General features: G+C 38.6%; 14 protein-coding genes. 12 read left to right on the plus strand and 2 right to left on the minus strand.

Going from position 1 to position 18,400, the window contains the following annotated elements; all coding sequences use genetic code 11:
- Nucleotides 1–29: 29 nt before the first annotated feature.
- Entirely contained in the window at nt 30–1,202 is a 1,173-nt protein-coding gene (locus QA601_08250; GenBank protein MDG5815065.1) for a hypothetical protein, read from the plus strand.
- A 198-nt stretch (nt 1,203–1,400) separates the two neighbouring features.
- Here the strand turns inward: QA601_08250 and QA601_08255 are convergent, their stop codons facing one another.
- Complete coding sequence (locus QA601_08255) at nt 1,401–2,366, minus strand: hypothetical protein (GenBank protein ID MDG5815066.1); 966 nt, start codon at nt 2,364–2,366, stop codon at nt 1,401–1,403.
- A gap of 270 nt (nt 2,367–2,636) precedes the next feature.
- Here QA601_08255 and QA601_08260 point away from each other — a divergent pair, with 270 nt between their 5' ends.
- The 9 genes from QA601_08260 (at nt 2,637) to QA601_08300 (ending at nt 12,483) form a co-directional block, all read left to right on the plus strand.
- Nucleotides 2,637–3,515: a hypothetical protein gene (locus tag QA601_08260; GenBank protein ID MDG5815067.1), complete on the plus strand. Its 879-nt coding sequence runs from the start codon at nt 2,637–2,639 to the stop codon at nt 3,513–3,515.
- Nucleotides 3,516–3,847: 332 nt separating this feature from the next.
- Complete coding sequence (locus QA601_08265) at nt 3,848–4,732, plus strand: ATP-binding protein (protein ID MDG5815068.1); 885 nt, start codon at nt 3,848–3,850, stop codon at nt 4,730–4,732.
- A complete protein-coding gene (locus tag QA601_08270) occupies nt 4,725–5,915 on the plus strand; it encodes a response regulator (protein MDG5815069.1) in 1,191 nt (396 codons plus the stop codon). Before QA601_08265 ends, QA601_08270 begins: the two co-directional genes overlap by 8 nt.
- Nucleotides 5,916–5,936: 21 nt before the next feature.
- The gene (locus QA601_08275; GenBank protein ID MDG5815070.1) at nt 5,937–6,836 is read left to right on the plus strand and encodes a response regulator; all 900 of its coding nucleotides are present in this window, start codon (nt 5,937–5,939) and stop codon (nt 6,834–6,836) included.
- Nucleotides 6,837–6,857: 21 nt separating this feature from the next.
- Nucleotides 6,858–8,816: a FapA family protein gene (locus QA601_08280; GenBank protein MDG5815071.1), complete on the plus strand. Its 1,959-nt coding sequence runs from the start codon at nt 6,858–6,860 to the stop codon at nt 8,814–8,816.
- Nucleotides 8,817–8,940: 124 nt separating this feature from the next.
- A complete protein-coding gene (locus QA601_08285) occupies nt 8,941–11,046 on the plus strand; it encodes an ATP-binding protein (protein MDG5815072.1) in 2,106 nt (701 codons plus the stop codon).
- 42 nt (nt 11,047–11,088) lie between these two features.
- Nucleotides 11,089–11,574 (plus strand): hypothetical protein, encoded by a 486-nt coding sequence (locus QA601_08290; GenBank protein ID MDG5815073.1) that lies wholly within the window; start codon nt 11,089–11,091, stop codon nt 11,572–11,574.
- A gap of 13 nt (nt 11,575–11,587) precedes the next feature.
- Entirely contained in the window at nt 11,588–12,067 is a 480-nt protein-coding gene (locus QA601_08295) for a hypothetical protein (protein ID MDG5815074.1), read from the plus strand.
- A gap of 29 nt (nt 12,068–12,096) precedes the next feature.
- Nucleotides 12,097–12,483, plus strand: coding sequence for a response regulator (locus tag QA601_08300; protein MDG5815075.1), 387 nt, complete (start codon nt 12,097–12,099; stop codon nt 12,481–12,483).
- 558 nt (nt 12,484–13,041) lie between these two features.
- Here the strand turns inward: QA601_08300 and QA601_08305 are convergent.
- Nucleotides 13,042–14,526, minus strand: coding sequence for an extracellular solute-binding protein (locus QA601_08305; GenBank protein ID MDG5815076.1), 1,485 nt, complete (start codon nt 14,524–14,526; stop codon nt 13,042–13,044).
- A gap of 223 nt (nt 14,527–14,749) precedes the next feature.
- Here QA601_08305 and QA601_08310 point away from each other — a divergent pair, with 223 nt between their 5' ends.
- Both QA601_08310 and QA601_08315 read left to right on the plus strand, forming a co-directional pair.
- Nucleotides 14,750–17,365 (plus strand): cache domain-containing protein, encoded by a 2,616-nt coding sequence (locus QA601_08310; protein ID MDG5815077.1) that lies wholly within the window; start codon nt 14,750–14,752, stop codon nt 17,363–17,365.
- A gap of 321 nt (nt 17,366–17,686) precedes the next feature.
- Entirely contained in the window at nt 17,687–18,391 is a 705-nt protein-coding gene (locus QA601_08315) for a lipocalin family protein (GenBank protein ID MDG5815078.1), read from the plus strand.
- Nucleotides 18,392–18,400: the final 9 nt, after the last annotated feature.

Consider the following 18,400-nt stretch of genomic DNA (forward strand, 5'->3'; position numbering starts at 1 on the left):
GTAACTTTTGAAACTAAAGGAATAAAGCCATGAAACATCAGTTTTGTATTTTTATACTTCTTTTTTTAATAGGGTTTTTATCTGCTCAGGAAGAACGCTCTTTTACGCCGTATGGTTTTGCTCAGTATCGGCTGAGGACAAGACATCGCAGTGCCGCAACGGATGAAGCACGTGTATGGACCTCTGATTATGCAAATACCATCTCCTACTATGCTGGATTTCGTGCTGTACTGAATCAATCCCTTGGTTTTGGAATGCAGATTGGTAATGACTGGGTTCATACCGAGGATGTTAACTACCTCAATAATAACCCTGTAATACCTCAACGCCAATTTCCTCCGGGCTCTGTCCCAGTGTTTCATCTTGCATATGCTACCTATGATCCAGGTTTTTTTGATCTTACCTTAGGAATCGTTCCACTCTTGAGTTATGGGCCTCTTGATCTTCTGGAGCGTTCTCTTAGTACCGGAACGTATCAGGGCACAGCGTTCTTTACCTGGCCCGTGATCACAAACAATAGTATGATGGGGCTGCAGTTGGGGTTTCCGCTTTTTGAAGATGAAAGAACCCTTAGGGCTGAGCTTTTCACGACTGTGATTGATTCCAGATTAGGAGAGATTACAGCCAATGAGGGGATAGTTGACCCTCCCGTTTCGGCATCAAGTGGAGTAATGTTACTTTTAACACTACCCTTTAGCACTGATGTGTTCATGGTTACCCCTCAGGTTCTTGGAGTATTTAACCGAAACTACAATCTTACGCGTGGCCGGGGAGATCATGAGTGGGCTGGCGGATTTAGGGCAGAGTATACGGTTAGAGGTGGGGTACAGGTTTGGGGTTCTTTTGCCTACGGTGGTATTGCTAACTGGAAAAGCAGAAATCCAGTAAACATGCGAACAGTAATAGATACTGTTGGAGAGGTTTATGATCACAGAGGGTTGATCAGTTCTTTGGGTGTAGGCATTGGAATCGGTCCAGGTACATTGGTAACCGATGTAAAATACAGTTTTCATACAGACAGGCAAACTGATGAGGAGTACTACCATTACGTTTTGAACGATCTTTACTACAGTTTGGAGGTGCGTTCAGGTCTTTCAATTGCGCCCAGAGTAAGGAATTTTATGACTTTTAATCCTTCGGGGAGCGAGATAGAGATGTTACTTGAGATTCGTCCGGAGATTATGGTAACGGCTACATTTTAGCTTGTGGGCAGCGCCCCGGAGGTGAATACTATGTATTGTTTCTGGAAAAGTGTACTGCCCCGGAGATGCTCTTTTTTTGGCAGAATAACTAAGAAGTAACCAATAAAAAGGGAATCAGTGAAAGTAGTTGTCCTGTATAATAGACCTATTTTATGAATGATTATACTGAATGGGGACTTAAAGTAATGAGGGTACAGGCTATGAGCACAAATATGTAATAGGTTTAGAGTGGTAAAAGGACTTTGCTACTCCACAAAGCCTTGAAATCATTCTGGATACAGCTGAACTACTCATGTTTAAAAACCTTGCTATTTCTGCACAGCTGAATTCAAGAGCATTTACTCCAACTAGTACAAACAGTCCTCTTACCAACCTTTTTTTTAACTTACTGCTACCTTTTAAGCTTATACATGTATTTGAAAGCGCATAAAGTTTTTTAAGTGTAATCCCAAGCTTCTTATTTAAGGGCCTTAGAGAACTAAGAAATTTATCTTTTGCAATTATTATGTTTACGAAGTTGGGGTCTCCAATTATACAGCATCGGGCACTCGTATAATATTGCCCTTTTTTATTTGCTTCTCTAAGGAGTTTAATAACTTGATTGTATCGATTGCATTGGCTTAGATCTGATCTGATATAGTTAGTATATGCAAATAGCGGGTTGGTATCATTAAAAAGTGAGAGCAGGCTTTTAACATTTTGAAACTCAGTATTTTTGTTTTGTATAACTATTGAATGGCTGTTATATTTGTAGCTATCTAATGTCTTAATTGTGCAGACACCTTTGCGGATAGGGTTAAGGTGTATATGCCTGATTATCTCTTTTAGTCCACAGAAGTTATCAACTATCGCTGAAGAAAAGCGTCTTATAAACACAGTCCCCCGCCTTCCAAGTATTTTGTTGAGATATTTGGCAAAAATAGAGTTAAGTGTACGCATAAAACCTGAAATAGAGGCAGTGCTGGTTTTAACAATTAAATGATAGTGATTTTCTTCCAGCGTCCAACTGATACAGGAATATCCACAGAGCTTTAGCAAGCGGGTGAGCTGGTTGATAAAATAAGTACGTACCTCTTCATTAGGAAAGAGATTTATTCCACTAATTGCCTCAGATCTGATTTGGTATTTAACATTTGGAACGACTAATCGACGTTGTGTAGCCATATTGTAGGCCCTTTCTGTTACAATTCAGAAAGTCAGCGAAAAAAAATAGGAAGCAATAATAGTTCCAATGCGTATAGCAGCTTTTTTCAAAGTAGGTTCACCCCGGAGGTGAAATATTCACTATTCACCTCCGGGGAAAACCTAACAATTGAGTAAATTTGAAATAAAAACTAACTCCTTACACTATTTTTTTAGTAAATTATAGATAGTCCTCTCTTTATTAGTGACTAAGTCCTCAATTATATCAAATAAACCGTCAGGAGATTTTGTATGAATAAACAATTGGTTTTGCTAAGTATTGTAGTGTTGGTTTTCTCTCTTCTCTTTAGTTGTAATAAAAAGATAACAGTAGAAGAGGCTAGGGAAAGAATCGAAGGACTTGTGGCCAGAGGTGTCCCTGAGAGCGAAATGTCAAAAATAAGAATGTATCTGTTTAATATGGAATCTGCAAAAAGCACTGGTAATCAGGGACCTTATAGAAGATACAGGAGTTCCCTTGATCTGGCACTGAACGAATTTGAAGAAAGAATGGTTGTTTTACTCGATGAATCTGGGCCGATCATTGACTCCTTAAAAGAAGTTGTTGAAGAAAAAAAGGGGAATTTGAAAGGCCTTCACCTTGAGGCTGCTGATTCACTTTTAGCAGCATTTGACTCTTTGGTAAAAACAAATCAATTGCTTCTGGCAAGAACCAGGCTAGAGCAGTATAATCTGAAAATGGATACTCTAATCACCATGCAAAATGTGGCCGACTCTTTAAGGAATCAGTTTGTTGGTGCTTGGGTAATGGAAAAAGAGTCTCCAGATCGTAGGTTTAATGTTGTAGAAAGAACTGAAATTCATATGCGCAGAGATGGAACTCTATATATAATGGAGAGCAAACGGGGGAGAACCAGCGAGAGTACAAGAGAAGATTGGGAATTTCGTTCTACGGGAACATGGGACTTAAAAGGTGATATCGCTTATCATTATATAGAAAATGAAAAACGGATTAGACAAAATTTCCACACTCTCGATCCCCAAACCGGAAGATGGAGAAAAGAATCAAAACCAGCATATGATTCAACTTTTACAGATGGATCAAGGGATCGATATGCTGCTTATAGTGCTCTTAAGGAAGATTACAGGAAATTTCCTATACGAAACTAACTTCGTTGTAACAAAATAAATGCCTGCATAAAAAAAAGGGCCGGATCTATTCCAGATCTGGCCTTTTCTGTATCAGTTCATTTCATCTCCGGGGAAAACTGGAAAGGAATAGCTTACCCTCTAATCGTATTTGACCCTTCATCGTAACAAAATTAAAACCATTATGTTAGAAGATTACCAAGAAAAGGACACCTTTGAATTCACCTCCGGGGAGTCCCCCAAACACTACACACCAATACTACACATGTATCCTTAAATATTGATTTTATTCCCCTAAAGTGGTAAAATCTTTTATCACTACCGGGGTTCAAAAAAAAATCCAGGAGAAGTAAATGGACAATGAATCTAAGGTCTCAAAGCTCATTGAGGAAAATGGTGAGCTTAAAAACGCCCTTTCCAAGCTCCAGGAAACACAGGAGCAGCTCATTCAGGCAGAAAAACTGGCATCCATAGGACGGTTGTCGGCCGGAATCGCCCATGAGATAAATAATCCCATCGGTTTTGTTTCCAGTAACAGTACCACTCTTACCGGATATGTTAATAGAATAAAAGAAATACTTAATATGTACAGGGCTGGTATTAAAAAGGAAATAATAGAAAAACGGGAAAAAAGAATAAAACTCGATTTTATCCTGGAGGATATAGATAAGCTGATAATTGAAAATATTGAGGGCTTAGCGCGGATAACTAATATCGTCAGCAACCTCAAGAAGTTCTCAAGAGATGACAGCCTAAACGAGTTTATCGATTCAAATATTAATGATGGACTAAGGAGTGTGTTGGTAATTCTTAAAAATGAGATTAAATACTGCGCTGATGTAGCGACTGACTTAGGTGATATTGCACCTATCCCCTGTAACATGAGTGAGCTTAACCAGGTGTTTCTTAATATAATAGTTAATGCTGCCCAGGCTATAAAGGAGCAGAAAAGAGATGATAAAGGGACAATAAGTGTAAAAACGTATCAGGATTGCGAAAATGTGTACTGTGAAATTGGAGATGATGGTCCCGGGGTACCGGATAAAGTTAAAAGGAAAATATTCGATCCGTTTTTTACTACAAAAGAAGTTGGCATCGGCACGGGACTGGGCTTAAGTATTTCCTATGAAATAGTGGTTAACAAACATAAGGGAGATTTAACAATAGATACCAATAACGGTAAAGGTACATTATTTATTATTACTCTTCCAAGGCACAGGGGAGAGAGTGATGTCTGAATCGATACTGTTTGTTGATGATGATGAGATGGTATTAAACGCAATTGAGAGGACTTTTCTCTTCTCCGATTATAGTGTTTACACTGCCAGGGATACCGATGAGGCTTTTAAAATTCTTGAAAGTACTGACATAGATATGGTCGTCTCTGATATTAGAATGGCACCTGTTAATGGTTATAGATTTTTAAAGCTTGTTAAAGAGAGATACCCCAAAATAATCCGCATTGTCCTTTCTGCCTACGGCGATAGGGAGATGATGATAAAGACGATAGGTGACGGAGTTGCTAAACTGTATATGCTTAAGCCCTGGGATAATGATGAGCTGATTGATACAGTAGGTCATATATTTAAAATGTACAACTCCTTAGATGAGCTTAAGTTGATAGAAAAAATTGATAAAAATCAGTGGCTTCCACCAATGCCAAAAGTGTACTCCAAAATTCTTAAAGCAGTTGAAGAAGAGCGCGACATGAAGGAGATCGCTTCGTTGATTGAGCATGAACCAGCAACTTCCGCCGAAGTTTTAAAGCTTGTAAATTCATCCTTTTACGGACTATCTATAGGTTCTGTGCACCAGGCTTTAGTGTATCTTGGGATAAGAACAGTGAAAGATGTTGTCCTGTTTGCAGAGATTTTTTCCAATAACGGACACCAGAATAGTGCAGAACGGGAAACACTGTTTAGGCATATCGGCTTTTGTAACACTTTACTTCACAGATTCCACTTGACATTGTTTAACAGAAAGATAAGTGAAGAGTATTCAACTGCCGGGCTGTTATGTGATATTGGTAGGTTGTTTATATTAAGTAATTATCCGGATAAATACAAACAATTATCCTCTCAGTGGGAAAGTGAACCAGAACAAATGGCCAATGTAGAAAAAGAAATAGTGGGTTTTACTCATGAACAGGTGGGGGCACAAATCCTCAATTGGTGGAACCTTCCCGCTTATATAGTTGAATCATGCTATGTGCATCATGACCCATCGCTTTCAAAGCTTTTACCTCCAAAAATAGTGGCTCTTATACATATAGCAGATGTTTATGCCTGGAAAAAAGTGGAAAAAATTGAGTTTACTATACCCAAAACCGTTTACGATATTCTTGAAGTTGGAATCAATGAGATCGAATGTATGTTAGATGAAATTGTAGAAACAATTTGTTTACAGGATAAATCCGTTTAACCCCCCGGAGGCAAGAGTAGGATGTGTTCACGAATTATGTTTGTAGATGATGAACAAAATGTGCTCTCAGCAATAAATAGGATGTTTTTCGACGATGAGGACTATGAGCTGTGTCTGGCTTCTGGTGGTAAACAAGCGATCCAAATGCTTCGGGAGCAGCCGGTTAAAGTAATTGTTTCAGATATGAGAATGCCGGTTATGAATGGAGTGGAGTTTCTAAAGGAAGCAAAAAAAATATGCCCCGATGCTGTTAGAATAATTCTATCAGGTCAATCCGATGTAAAGGATGTCATGAATTCAATAAATAACGGGGGTATTTGGAGATTCATCAGCAAGCCTTGGAATGATGCTGATATGAAAATGACTATCAAAAACGCACTCGAATTATACGCAAAAGAGATGGAGCGAAGAGAGCTGTTAGTTAAATTGAAAGAAAAAAACGAATCATTAAAAAATCTAAATAATGAATTGGAAACGAAAGTACTTGAGAGAACAAGGATCATTAGAACTCAAAACGAGATGCTAAATTTGCTTCTCAATAGTTCCGATTTCAATGAGGTTATGCAAGCATTGTGTAATTCCCTGTCTGAAATATCCGGACAAGATTCTTACCTATATTACTGCTTCGATAAGGAAAGAATTGTTGAGTCAGGGAGCTCTCCTGATGAATATACGAAAAATGCATTGAAAAGGGCACTGAAAGGTGAGCATTACCAAGGTTCGGAACGCTTACATGTACTGCCTGTGAAAAAATCAGAAGAAATACTGGGCTCTGTGGCCTTTGTTGGTTCTAAGTCTAACAGTGATACTCTTAAAGAGATAGATACCCAATTTAGTCCGATTCTGGCACTGGCGCTCTCACAGCAAAAAGCATTATTTAATGCTCCTGATCTGCTTAAAAATCTTGATGATCTGTTTTAATCACAGTAAGGTAATATCCTTATGAAGTCAGAAAAACTTGAGATACGCATTATTGAAAATGGCTTAAAAGCGAAAATAACATCGCTATGCACTAATATTTCTATTGATGAAATCAAAGAGGCGTTAAAGCAAAATGCAGTGGTAAATGGAGTACAGTGGGATCATATAGAGTTATCACTTCATAAGGCACAACAATTCGATGCTGCGATAGCTGATGTTATAGTCGCTGATTGCACTCCAGCATACCCCTATACTATACAGCTTGGAGATAAGTCTGAGCCAATATATGGTGAGCAGGTGCAGGTATTTTTAAATAACCTGTCTAATATTTTCTTTGCCTGTTCAGAAAACGACGAACGAATGCAAATTGAAGGTGGTATTTTTGTTAACTCTGATGAAAAGTTTTTAGAGTATAGTTATCCCGAAGAAATAAATAGCGTGTTAGGGAAAACTGCTTCTTTTTCACCCCAAAGGAATCTTTTTAATGGGTTTCATTCAATATATCAGAAGAAAAATAAAAACAAGGTATCCTTAATTGCTGAAAAGACTGGCTTTTTAGTTATAAATGAAAAAGATGAATTGATGATAATTGATCCTTGTGTGGTAAGTGCCAATAAGCTGGAGATGTACTTTTTGGTAATGCCTTTGATTTACGGTAGACAGCAGGTGTATGATAAGCTTTTCAGAACCAGTGGTAGTGGTGATCTTACCGAAAATGATCTGCACAATATGATGAAAACAAAACGGCTGCAAAAAGTATTGGTACGAAAAGGAACTCCTCCCAAAAAAGGCAAGGAAGGGCTAATAGATTTTAAAATAGATATGGAAGTTAAACCTGTGGTAAATGATAAAGGGCAAGTAAATTTCAGAGATATTTCAAGGTACACTGAAGTTAGTGAGGGAACTGTTATAGCACAAAAAAGGCCACCTGTGCAATCGGTCCCTGGTGTTGATGTTTTTGGAAAAGTAATCCCGGTTGAAAAAGTAGTAGAAATTGATCTGAAAGCAGGTGAAAATGTTAATACGGTTGAAGATGGAGATGAAATCCTTTTTGTCGCTTCTCAAACAGGTATCTTAAACTACAAAAATGACTCAATTAGTATATCACCTGAACTGGTATTAAGAGATGGAGTTAGTCTTGAAACAGGTAATATAAAATTTAGCAGAGATGTTCGTATTTCAAACAATGTGCAGTCTGGATTTACTGTTGAATGTGGTGGAGATTTGATCATCTATGACAGCATCGAAGATAATGTGCAAATAACCTGTCGAGGTAACTTAATTGTAAAAAAAGGCATTTTTGGTGAAAAAACAAAAGTACGTGTTTCAGGGGATGCAAAGGTCAGATTTATTCAAAATAGTAATATACGGGTAAAAGGGAATTTGGTTGTTGAGGAATTTATATATCATTCCAAAGTATTTTGCGACAAGAGTATTACTGTTAAAGGACATGGAATCGTTTCTAATGAAAAAGGCTGTGTAGTAGGTGGGCAAGTTGCTTCCAATGGAAACATAGAGCTGCACTCTTTGGGTTCTCAGGCTGCTTTGAGTACTGTGGTTTGTGGTAGCGATCCGGAAACAGTAGAAAAGCTTGAAGAACTTAATGCTTTTTCAAATGTCTTAAAAAAGAAAGTCGTAGGTATACAGGGAAAGCTGGGAGCTGCGATTAATTCTCCTAGAATGAAAAAAAATCTTAAAAACCTTCCTGAAGAGAAGAAAAAGGCCCTTAAAAACGAGTTAAACGAACTGAAAAAAACTTTGGATCTGAATAATAAGACAAATGAATCGATAGAGAGATTAAAAAAAGTTGCCTTTAGTTCAGATCCTGAAAATCTAAAGGTAACTATTAAACGCCATCTTGTACCCCAGGTACTTATAAATATTAATCAAAAGAGGAGGAAAGTGATGAATCAGTGTGATAGAGTTAATTTCCTCTATAAAGATGGGGAAATTGTGATGGCTCCCCTATCCCATGAATAGGTGTAGTAAAGTTTTACTTATATAGTGAATAAAAAGGTCTAGAATGTGTAATAATAAATAAATTGACTAAAAATTTGTTTTCCGGTATAATATGAGTGGAGAAAAATTCTAATATAAGGAAAAAATGATGTACAGTAACCCTCAGAATAGCTATTTAAAGGCAAATACGATAATTTTTGCACAAAATGTGTGTCAGGCTCTGGAGGATATGGCCGGAGCGCCTTTTAACGTATGCAAAGAGACCCTTGAGGAAGCGCCCTTTAAATCAACGGCAAAAATGATTGCCTATATTACTTTTTCAGGTTCTATTCAGGGGCACTATCTTCTTGCTTTAGACGATGTAATTGCAATGAAAGTGATAGATATCTATGAGGAGGGGATGAGTAGTAGTCAGATAAGGGACCTGAGATCGGATTATGGCGGTTTCATTAAAGAACTTCTCAATTTGTCGGTGGGACAATCAATAGTTGAGCTGGAAAAGAACTTTGGTGATTTAACTTTTTTTCCGGCTATTGTGACATTCGGAGAAATTGAGTTTCCTGATATACAATCAGGAAATATAGTGATAGAAGGTAAAAGTGGTAAAGTACAGTGTTGCTTCTCACTGAATATGGCAAACCTCAAAATAGGGCAAAAACTGGAAGAGGCTCTTGTTGATTTGGAGAAGAAAACGTCTGAGGCAAAGGAAGCAAGAAGAAATGTAAATAGTATTCTTCAGTTACTTCCCATAGGGTTACTTGCGATTGATAAAAGTGGCAAAGTTTTGCCCGGTTACAGTAAATCCACAAATAGTGTTGTTGGTCTTGATCCTGAGCAACAAATTGTTGGAAAAGAATTACCCGAAGTGTTAGGGACAAGCAAGGAGTGCTTAGAAAGCTGGAAAAGTTGGTTAACACTGGTGTATGATAAATTTGGTGAGATACCGTTTAAAGATATGGCTGACCTTTGTGAGCTCAATGAGTTTGTGAGTGATAGAAAAAGGAATCTAAAGATTGATTGGTTACCTGTTGAAGATGAAACAGACAAACAACTTGAAAAACTGTTGGTAGTGATACAGGATGTGACCAAGCAGCGAGAGCTTGAAGCATCAATGAAAGAACTTAACGACAGGCATCAAAATAACCTTGAACTAATTTCCCAGATTATAAATATCGGACCAGATGAGGTAACAAACTTCATCTACGACTCTTCGCAGCTGCTAACGGATGCTCAAAAGATAGTAGAACGTAACAATTATGACCGGGAGCTCGTTAATGAACTTTACAGAACATTCCATACGCTTAAAGGGAGCTCAGGGCAATTTCGTTTTAAGGAATTACAGCAGTTGGCACATAGTGTAGAGGATCATTTAAGAATGTTCAGGGATAAAACAAGTGCCATTGATACCGGAACAGTGCAGCAGATAATGGATTCCATTAAAGATGCAAAGGGTTATATAACCAGGATTCAGGATATTAAATCAAAACTGGGTGGTAAAGATGAAAGCTTGAAAACCAAGGCAGAGCGAGACCCCGGATCGGTAATGGTAAATCTTGGTACTGTTAAGGAAATAGGGTTTGAAATCAATAAACTTAAAGAAAAATGTAAATTATCTCCGTGCGATCAGTTTGTTATAAAGGAATTGGATCAGCTCTATCTGAAAGCGCTTGAGCTACGTAAGATCAATCTTTCCTTCTTTATCTCTTCACTTGAATCTTTGGTGAAAAATACTGTAGAGAAGGTTGGTAAAAAGGCTTCAATCGTCGTTGGTAATGATATGGCTATTGATATTGAAGTGATGAGAAAAGTACATCAGTGCCTTATTCATATGATAAACAATGCACTGGATCATGGTATTGAAAGCCCTGAAGAAAGAGCCCAAAACGGTAAAATGGAAAGTGGATTACTGGTGCTCTCAGGCTTAGCGGATGAAAAGAACTACAGAATTACCATAAGCGATGATGGAAGAGGAATCGATATAAATTCAGTTAAGACTAAAGTGGCAGAAATATTTAATAAAACCGAAGAAGAAATGAACAATATGAATCAATCAGAGCTTCTTGGCTATCTCTTCGAGGCCGGTTTCTCTACCAAAGACCGAACTACTGAAATAAGTGGAAGAGGTGTGGGGATGGATTTTGTATCACATACCGTGAAAAAATTGAATGGTTCAGTGGAGATTAATACAAGTAAAGGAAAGGGGACCGAAATTGTTTTGGTTATTCCACAAGCAATGGCGCAAAAACCCTGAAACTGTTTTGATTCAAAAAACCTTCGATACTGGAGATAGAAGATGATTTTAAAACAGGATGATGTAAAGAAAAAACTGATCAGTATCGAAGAGCAGCTGAGAACATCAGGTATTGATTGTGTAGAACTTTTTTTCGGGTCTCAATGTAAAAATGTTGATCCTTTTGAGATTACTGAGAGACTGAAGGGAGATTTCGATCACAATATTGTGCTTGGGTGTGGAAGTAATGATTATCAGGCTTTGATCGGGATTGGGTTGAGCAAAAGTGATACGAACGCCATGGGTGAATTAGAAAAAGATGATGATATACTCGATGCTTTTGGTGAGTTTGAAAACAATTATGCAGGTATGCTTATGGATAACGAAGCCTTTACAGGTGCTTTTGGTATTCTTACTCAGTCCATTGCTCAGTACTCTGCTCAAAACGTATTTTATCCTAAAGCATGGTCATGCTCTGGTTATTTGTCATTAGAAGAAAACTGCAAAATATACCTTGGGTTTGCGATTCGCAAACTGATAGTTTTTTAGGAGGATAGTAAATATGAACTGTTTGTCTAATGCCAGACTGATTGTTTCTGAAATGTCTGGAATCTTTTCCACTACTGCAATCGAGTGTGGTGAAACGTTTTTTTCAACAGACTGTGAGTGTAGAGAAGAGTGGGTTACTGTTGAGCGTTTAAGTGCAAATTTCAGTAATGTACTTACTATGGGAAGCGCCAATAGTAAGTACCAATCTATACTAACGCTTGGTGTAAACCTAAGCGACATTGAAGACTTCGTGGGACAGATAGAAGATTCTGATGAAATTATAGATATCTTTGGTGAGTTCTCTAATGTGTACTGTGCTATGCTAAATGATAATAATGAGTTTAATTCACATTTTGGTGTTATGAATCAGTCTGTTCCTGTTCTCTATAATTCAGGAGTACCTTTTCTACCCTTTATTGCCGGTATTGAAGGAAAGCTCTGTTCACAAAAAAGTTGGATATCGATTGGGTACGCAATACAGAAAATTGATTAAACGTCTAAGTGTAAATAAAAGGAGATATCATGTCTGAAAAAACAGTTGTTATTGTCGATGATTCTAAGTTTTTATTGAAACAAATAGTAAATTTTTTTGAAAGCAAATTGGAATTTAAAGTACTTGCTTCTGGGTGTGATGGTAATGAAGCTGTTGATCTATACAAAAAACACAAACCAGATCTTATCACTCTGGATATTACCATGCCGAATAAAGATGGGTTTGAAGCAATGAAAGAAATTCTTCAGGAAAATGCTGAAGCAAATATACTTATGATTTCTGCTGTGCGGGGAAACGCAATGCTTGAATGTATGAACGCGGGTGCTAAGGGATACATCGAAAAGCCATTGAAATTCAATAATCAGGAGTTTGTACAAGATTTTATCGATACCGTAAATGAAATCTTTGAAGATTGAGCTGTAACCTGATATCTCTTTGTACGCATGTTGAAACACACCGCCTTTGCTAAAAGGCGGTTTAACAACATCCCGCCTTGGGGTGTTGTTTTTTTTAACCCAGTATATATACATTGTAAATAACACCGATAATTATTGAATTGCTCAATTTCATCAAATCTCTACTTAAATTTCCTATATTATATTTACTTGTCCTAATCGCAAAAATGAATCATTCTGGTGTGATGATACACGCGATACAGCTATTTCATTGCGATTTAGTTGGAGTATGTTGTTGTACAGAGTATTTATGTCCCTTGGTTTGTTGGTTTCGGGAATGTCATTAGATAGTGTTTTGGGTTTTGGGAAACTTTGGAACGGTAAAGCTTTGCCAGGCAGAAAAAGAGCAACAATAATCGTTAGCAGCAGGTAGTTTTAGAATACTTAAAACTTACTTTTGACGATAGCAAGAAGCATAACGATTGTAATTTTCCAGCAAGTTTGATAAAAAAAAGGGGTGAAATAATCACATTTCACCCCTCAAATTAAAAGTAAAAATAGCTCATTAGCTATACTTTTCTATTTCTTTTTTTTAGATTCGGTTATGACAATAACTATTCCCGCTGCAAGGAAAACACCCAAGATCAGAAACATAAAGCCAAATTGCGCTGAATCTTCATCTTGCACCCTCTGCTGCGCACCAGCTCCATCAGGGCCATAAACAGACTCATAAAGCCGCTGTGCTTCATCCTGAGAAATACCTAAGGCTTCATTGACTGCTTTATCAAGATCTGATATTTCTTGCAAGAAGTCCTCTTCATTGAAATCCCCAAATACTCCCTGTACCAGTCTCCAAATGTTTTCAAGACCACTGTTAAGTGCGATTTCAACATCACCCCATTCAGGTGTATTTGGATATGAGCGTCCCACTTTTACGTTTTCCAGCAGTGTACGGTAATGATCACTATTCCTTACATAATGTTTCTGAGTGGTGGAAGCACGGCCGCTAATAGTACCGATATCACTGCAATATCTTGCCACTATAGTATCACGCAGAAGAAATTGCATCAGTTGTTGTGCTTCTTCAGGGTTTTCTGAAAACGAGGTGACTGAAAGGTTACTGCCACCCAGAAAAGAGTACTGCCCCTGAGGGCCTTCAGGCATTACCATAGGAAGGACACCATCCTGATCAAGCTGTGAGAGGTCTGAATCATCGTGTTCCTGAAGAAAAATAAAGCTGGTCCACACTGACAGAAACGCTCTTGACTCAGAAAGCTTTGATTCAACTGCAATCATGTTACTTTGAAGATCATCGGGGTCAACCAGGCCTTCAAGGGCAAAAGAGATATACTTACGAATACCCTCAACCGTAGCGGGATTTCTGATATTAGAGAAAAACTGATTTCCCTTAGCCTCGATAAAAGATCCTCCGGCAGACCAAATCCAGGGAGCAAAATTGTGTACCACATTCCAATCGCCGATCCCGGAGTGACTTATTGGCCAGACACGATTACCCGAGCGGGTTACACCTGCTTCCTTAAATTCAACGAGAGATTCTTTAAGTGACTCCCAGGTCGAAAACTGATCGGCACTAAAACCCTGTTCGTCAAAATATTTTCTGTTAGCAAGCAAAGGTCTTGTATCCAGAAACCAGGGTAAGGCCACCGATTCATCCCGGGCGTAACGGTGAGTCGTTGACCATGCGGTCTGCTGAAACGATTCTCTGCCACCAAAATCATCCAGCTTGTCTTTTAAATCCAAAAGTGCGCCTGCTCGGGCAAAGTGGGGAACCCAGGTGGTACCAAGCTGTACAACATCGGGCCCTTCCTTATTTTCAGCCATTTCCACCAGCCTGGACCAGGCTACTCCCCAGTCGAGTATATCAACCTCAACTTTCAGATGTGGGTTCTCCTGCTCGAATATATCGAGATAGCGACCTATTGTCCTCTCCGGGTAGGTGCCATTGGGCATAAGCCAGAGTCTGAGGGTTTGGCCCTGAACAGAATGTGCCGTAAATAATAAGAGAAACACGAACAGGGTAATGCTTAAATATTTACTCCTCATACTTCCTCCTCCGATGAAAAAAGTGCGATTAAAAAAATCAAACTGTCGTATCTTCCTGCCATAAAATCATACCATTGGTTTTAATACCGGTCAAATATTTTCGCCAAATTAGCATACCATGTCTATGATGGTATGCTGAGCAATAGTTTGGTATAGACAGGATTTATAGAAAGGTGTATAATTAATGATCATTGAATATTTGTGTAATTAAAAAGGCAGGTGTATGAAAAAGCGAGGCAATTTCTTTTCAAGTATTCATTTTAAATGGTTGTTTTTAGTTACCGGGCTCATCTTCCTATCTGTTATCTTATCCGGTTTAGTACTGCTAAGGCAGACCAGGAGAGTGGTATATGAAAATATCTATTCTTCAACACAGAATACTGCAAACATGGCAGCAATGCAGATTCGTCAGGAAGTAAGGGGAGTCTATACAGATCTTCAGCTTCTGGCAACAACCCCCGCATTTTTAAGTTTTGAGAGGGATGGAATCTCAAATGCTTTAAAAAATCAACTGATGCAAAATATTTTCATGCCTGATGAGCATATATCGGTCATAACTTCAGACAATATGGAAATAGCTAACAATCAGATGACCGGTCAGCTAAGGGACCGAAGCGGTGAAAACCTTTTTCCAGGCTCCAATCTGGCTTCACAGCCCTACTACTCAAAAGAGGTAAAGTGGAATAACCGAATGCCTTACTGGACTATAGGAGCTTTTATAAACGGATGGGAAGAGAGAGGGTATGTGTTAGCCGATATATCGCTGCGTAGGTTTTGGGATATAATCGAACCGCTTAGAGTCAGCGCGTCGGGGCATGCTTATATTGTATTCAGTAATGGTGAGCTGCTGGCCCATCCTGACAGAAGAAGCGTAACTTCACAAAGTGATTTTTCTAATGAAATTCCGGTAAAAGAGATGTTTGAACAGGGCAGTGGCAATATTGAATTCGAAGATGAGCAGGGCAATGAATATCTTGCATCATTTCACTATATCTCCGAACTGGGATTTGGTGTTGTGGTTCAGGTTCCTGCTGCGGATTTTCGCGCACAGCTTATTAATGCAATACGTTATACCGCTATGGCAATATTGCTTATTCTCATAATCGCTTCAACTGTATCGGTGATTACAACCCGCAGAATGGTTACCCCCATCAAAGATCTGACAAAGAGAAGTCTTGTTATCGCTCAGGGAGATCTAAACACACCGCTGCCACCTTCAGCCTCCAAGGATGAAATTGGTGTTTTGGCTAAAAACTTTGAGTCCATGAGAGCCAATCTCAAGCAATATACCGATAATCTCCAGGAAATGGTAGACGAGAAAGTAAAACAGAATCAGGAAATTTTAAGCAACATCGAAAACGGTTTGTTTACGGTTAATTTTGATGGAACCCTAAATCCTGAATCCTCATCAGTAACCAAAGAGATGCTTGGATTAGAACAAACCCAAAACAGTACTATACAAGAGGCTTTTCAGTTTGATGATCAGCAGAATGAACACTTCTTGCAGTGGCTTAAACTCGTACAGTTTCGGCATAAATCACTGTCCTGGAAAAAAATTAAACGACTATGTCCTGTACAGGAATTTAATAGAACCGCTGATGGTGAAAGGAAAATTTATTCTGTTGATTATCAAAAGATGTTCGATTCAAAAGATAATATGAACAAAGTAATGATTATAATGCAGGATATTACTGAGCACCGAAAGATGCAAAAGGAGATTGAAGAGCAGCGTTTAATTCATGAAAATGAGGTGAACACTATTCTCTCGATTGCTAAAAATCCACCTGAAATAATTACCAACTTTATTGTGGAAACTGAAAAGAGGATATCGATAATAAATGAAGGCGTTGATAAATTAAATACCTATTTTCATAACCAAAGGGAAGCTCATTCAGTAGAAGATTCAAAGGAGATTACCGACACCATGCACAGTATGTTCCGTCACCTGCATACAATTAAGGGTGATGCGGGTAGTTACGGATTTGATCTTCTCTCTACCTGTGCACATGAATCAGAACAGGTGCTTGAGGAGCTCATCGAAGGGAAAAATGAGTGTCGAAGAACCGATTATTTTAATCGCTTGGAAAATGATGTAAAACGATTACGGGAGCGCCTTGATGATTCTGCCGCAATGATCAGAAAACTGACCACTAATAATGATTCAACAGTACGAATGAATTCGGTTAAACTGGATCGCATACGGTATCTGGTGAATAAACTGAGAACCAAGGAAGATGCTCTTTTGCGTGAACAGCTCTATGCTGAAATAGCAACCATTGATCATCAGCCACTATCACTTATGGCACGAAAGTACAACAACATAATCGAAAGGCTTAACAAAAAACTCAATAAATCTGTACTGTTTAAAACATTGCCCCATGATGCGGAAGTGCCTCCCAATCTACTGAACAAAATTGATGAAGCGCTTACTCATCTTATAAGAAACTCTATGGATCATGGTATTGAATCTGGGGAAAACAGAAGCGAAGAGAAGGGTGAGCCTGTTATTGAGCTGGAATTTTTCAGAGATAACGGAAACGCAGTAATCAAGCTCAGGGATAATGGGGTTGGTATTGACCCTGAAAAGATTGCTCAAAAAGCATTGCAGCAGAAAGTCATCACTCAGCAGGAGTGTGAAGCCATGTCTTCTAAACAGAAACTGCTTCTTATTTGCCAGGATGGTCTTTCCAGCAGAGAAACCGTTTCTGAAGTCTCTGGTCGGGGAGTGGGAATGGCTGCTGTGCTTGCAAACCTTGAAGAAATAGGTGGTGAAATCGATATAGAAAGTGTGCCTGGACAGGGTACCGGTTTTACGATTACCTTTCCTTCCAAAATGTAATCTAACAGCTTAAAAGTAGTATACAGGCTGGTAGTCAGAGGGTTTTTCTGGTTATCAGCTTTTTTTATATCCCGATAATTACAAGGCATAGACGCCTGCACAGGTTGTACTATGCAGTGTGCAACAATACATATATCAACCGGTTACAGGTGGTGGTTGTGGGTTTGTGATACATTTTGCAAACACCGGAAACTGATTGAGTTTACCACGAAAGAAAAAAACTACACTATAATATTGGCACTACTTATTTTAAAGCAACTTTTTTATTACCCAAATTACATTTAATACAAAATTCAATTTTCACGAAAGGTGGAGTACCTCATGATCGTAAAAAAGGCACTATTCAGCACTCTATTTGTAGCACTCTTCATTCTCAGTGGCTGCTCAAACCCCTCCTCATCAGACAGCAACCGAAATGGTATTGTAGGTGAATGGGAAGCGGTAGAAATGCAAACCGGTTCATCATCGTCTGATTTAGCTGATGTCCCTGTTACAGGTTTTACCATAGAACTTTTCAGTAACGGTGAGTTTGAATTCAGTGATGGTACAAGTGGAACGTACAGTAACGGAACTATGAATATATCACAAGCCGGTGTCGAAATTCCCTACGCAGAGTATGAGCTTGACGGCGATCAGCTGATTGTGACAGTCGGTCAGGAAGGAACGGCTATAACCGTGTATGTGATGGAAAAAGTCGGTGGCAACGGTGGTGATGTTAATCTTTCACAACTTGAAGGTACTTGGGAAGCAGTGAAAGCTGTATACACTGAGAATGGATATACTGAAGAATATGAGTTTGAGCCAGGAGAGATCACAGTAACATTTCAGGGAGGTAATTTTACTATAGTAGAGATTGATCCTTATTATGGAGACGAATATACAGAAACAGTTAGTTATACTGTTTCAGGGAACAATTTGATTATTGAGGGAGAAAGCCAGCAGATTGTTGAGTTAACCAGCTCTACCCTTATATTAAGAGGTCCCTATGAAGGAGAAACCGAAGTAACCACATTCAGAAAGATTTAAAACAATTTT

It is taken from the genome of Chitinispirillales bacterium ANBcel5, assembly GCA_029688955.1.
In the GTDB taxonomy this organism is placed as follows: Bacteria; Fibrobacterota; Chitinivibrionia; order Chitinivibrionales; family Chitinispirillaceae; genus Cellulosispirillum; species Cellulosispirillum alkaliphilum.

Coding starts and splice junctions, on each gene's coding strand:
- QA601_08305 (MDG5815076.1), bottom strand. CDS start 14,526: ATGAGGAGTAAATATTTAAGCATTACCCTGTTCGTGTTTCTCTTATTA.
- QA601_08275 (MDG5815070.1), top strand. CDS start 5,937: ATGTGTTCACGAATTATGTTTGTAGATGATGAACAAAATGTGCTCTCA.
- QA601_08290 (MDG5815073.1), top strand. CDS start 11,089: ATGATTTTAAAACAGGATGATGTAAAGAAAAAACTGATCAGTATCGAA.
- QA601_08285 (MDG5815072.1), top strand. CDS start 8,941: ATGATGTACAGTAACCCTCAGAATAGCTATTTAAAGGCAAATACGATA.
- QA601_08265 (MDG5815068.1), top strand. CDS start 3,848: ATGGACAATGAATCTAAGGTCTCAAAGCTCATTGAGGAAAATGGTGAG.
- QA601_08280 (MDG5815071.1), top strand. CDS start 6,858: ATGAAGTCAGAAAAACTTGAGATACGCATTATTGAAAATGGCTTAAAA.
- QA601_08300 (MDG5815075.1), top strand. CDS start 12,097: ATGTCTGAAAAAACAGTTGTTATTGTCGATGATTCTAAGTTTTTATTG.
- QA601_08255 (MDG5815066.1), bottom strand. CDS start 2,366: ATGGCTACACAACGTCGATTAGTCGTTCCAAATGTTAAATACCAAATC.
- QA601_08315 (MDG5815078.1), top strand. CDS start 17,687: ATGATCGTAAAAAAGGCACTATTCAGCACTCTATTTGTAGCACTCTTC.
- QA601_08295 (MDG5815074.1), top strand. CDS start 11,588: ATGAACTGTTTGTCTAATGCCAGACTGATTGTTTCTGAAATGTCTGGA.
- QA601_08250 (MDG5815065.1), top strand. CDS start 30: ATGAAACATCAGTTTTGTATTTTTATACTTCTTTTTTTAATAGGGTTT.
- QA601_08270 (MDG5815069.1), top strand. CDS start 4,725: ATGTCTGAATCGATACTGTTTGTTGATGATGATGAGATGGTATTAAAC.
- QA601_08260 (MDG5815067.1), top strand. CDS start 2,637: ATGAATAAACAATTGGTTTTGCTAAGTATTGTAGTGTTGGTTTTCTCT.
- QA601_08310 (MDG5815077.1), top strand. CDS start 14,750: ATGAAAAAGCGAGGCAATTTCTTTTCAAGTATTCATTTTAAATGGTTG.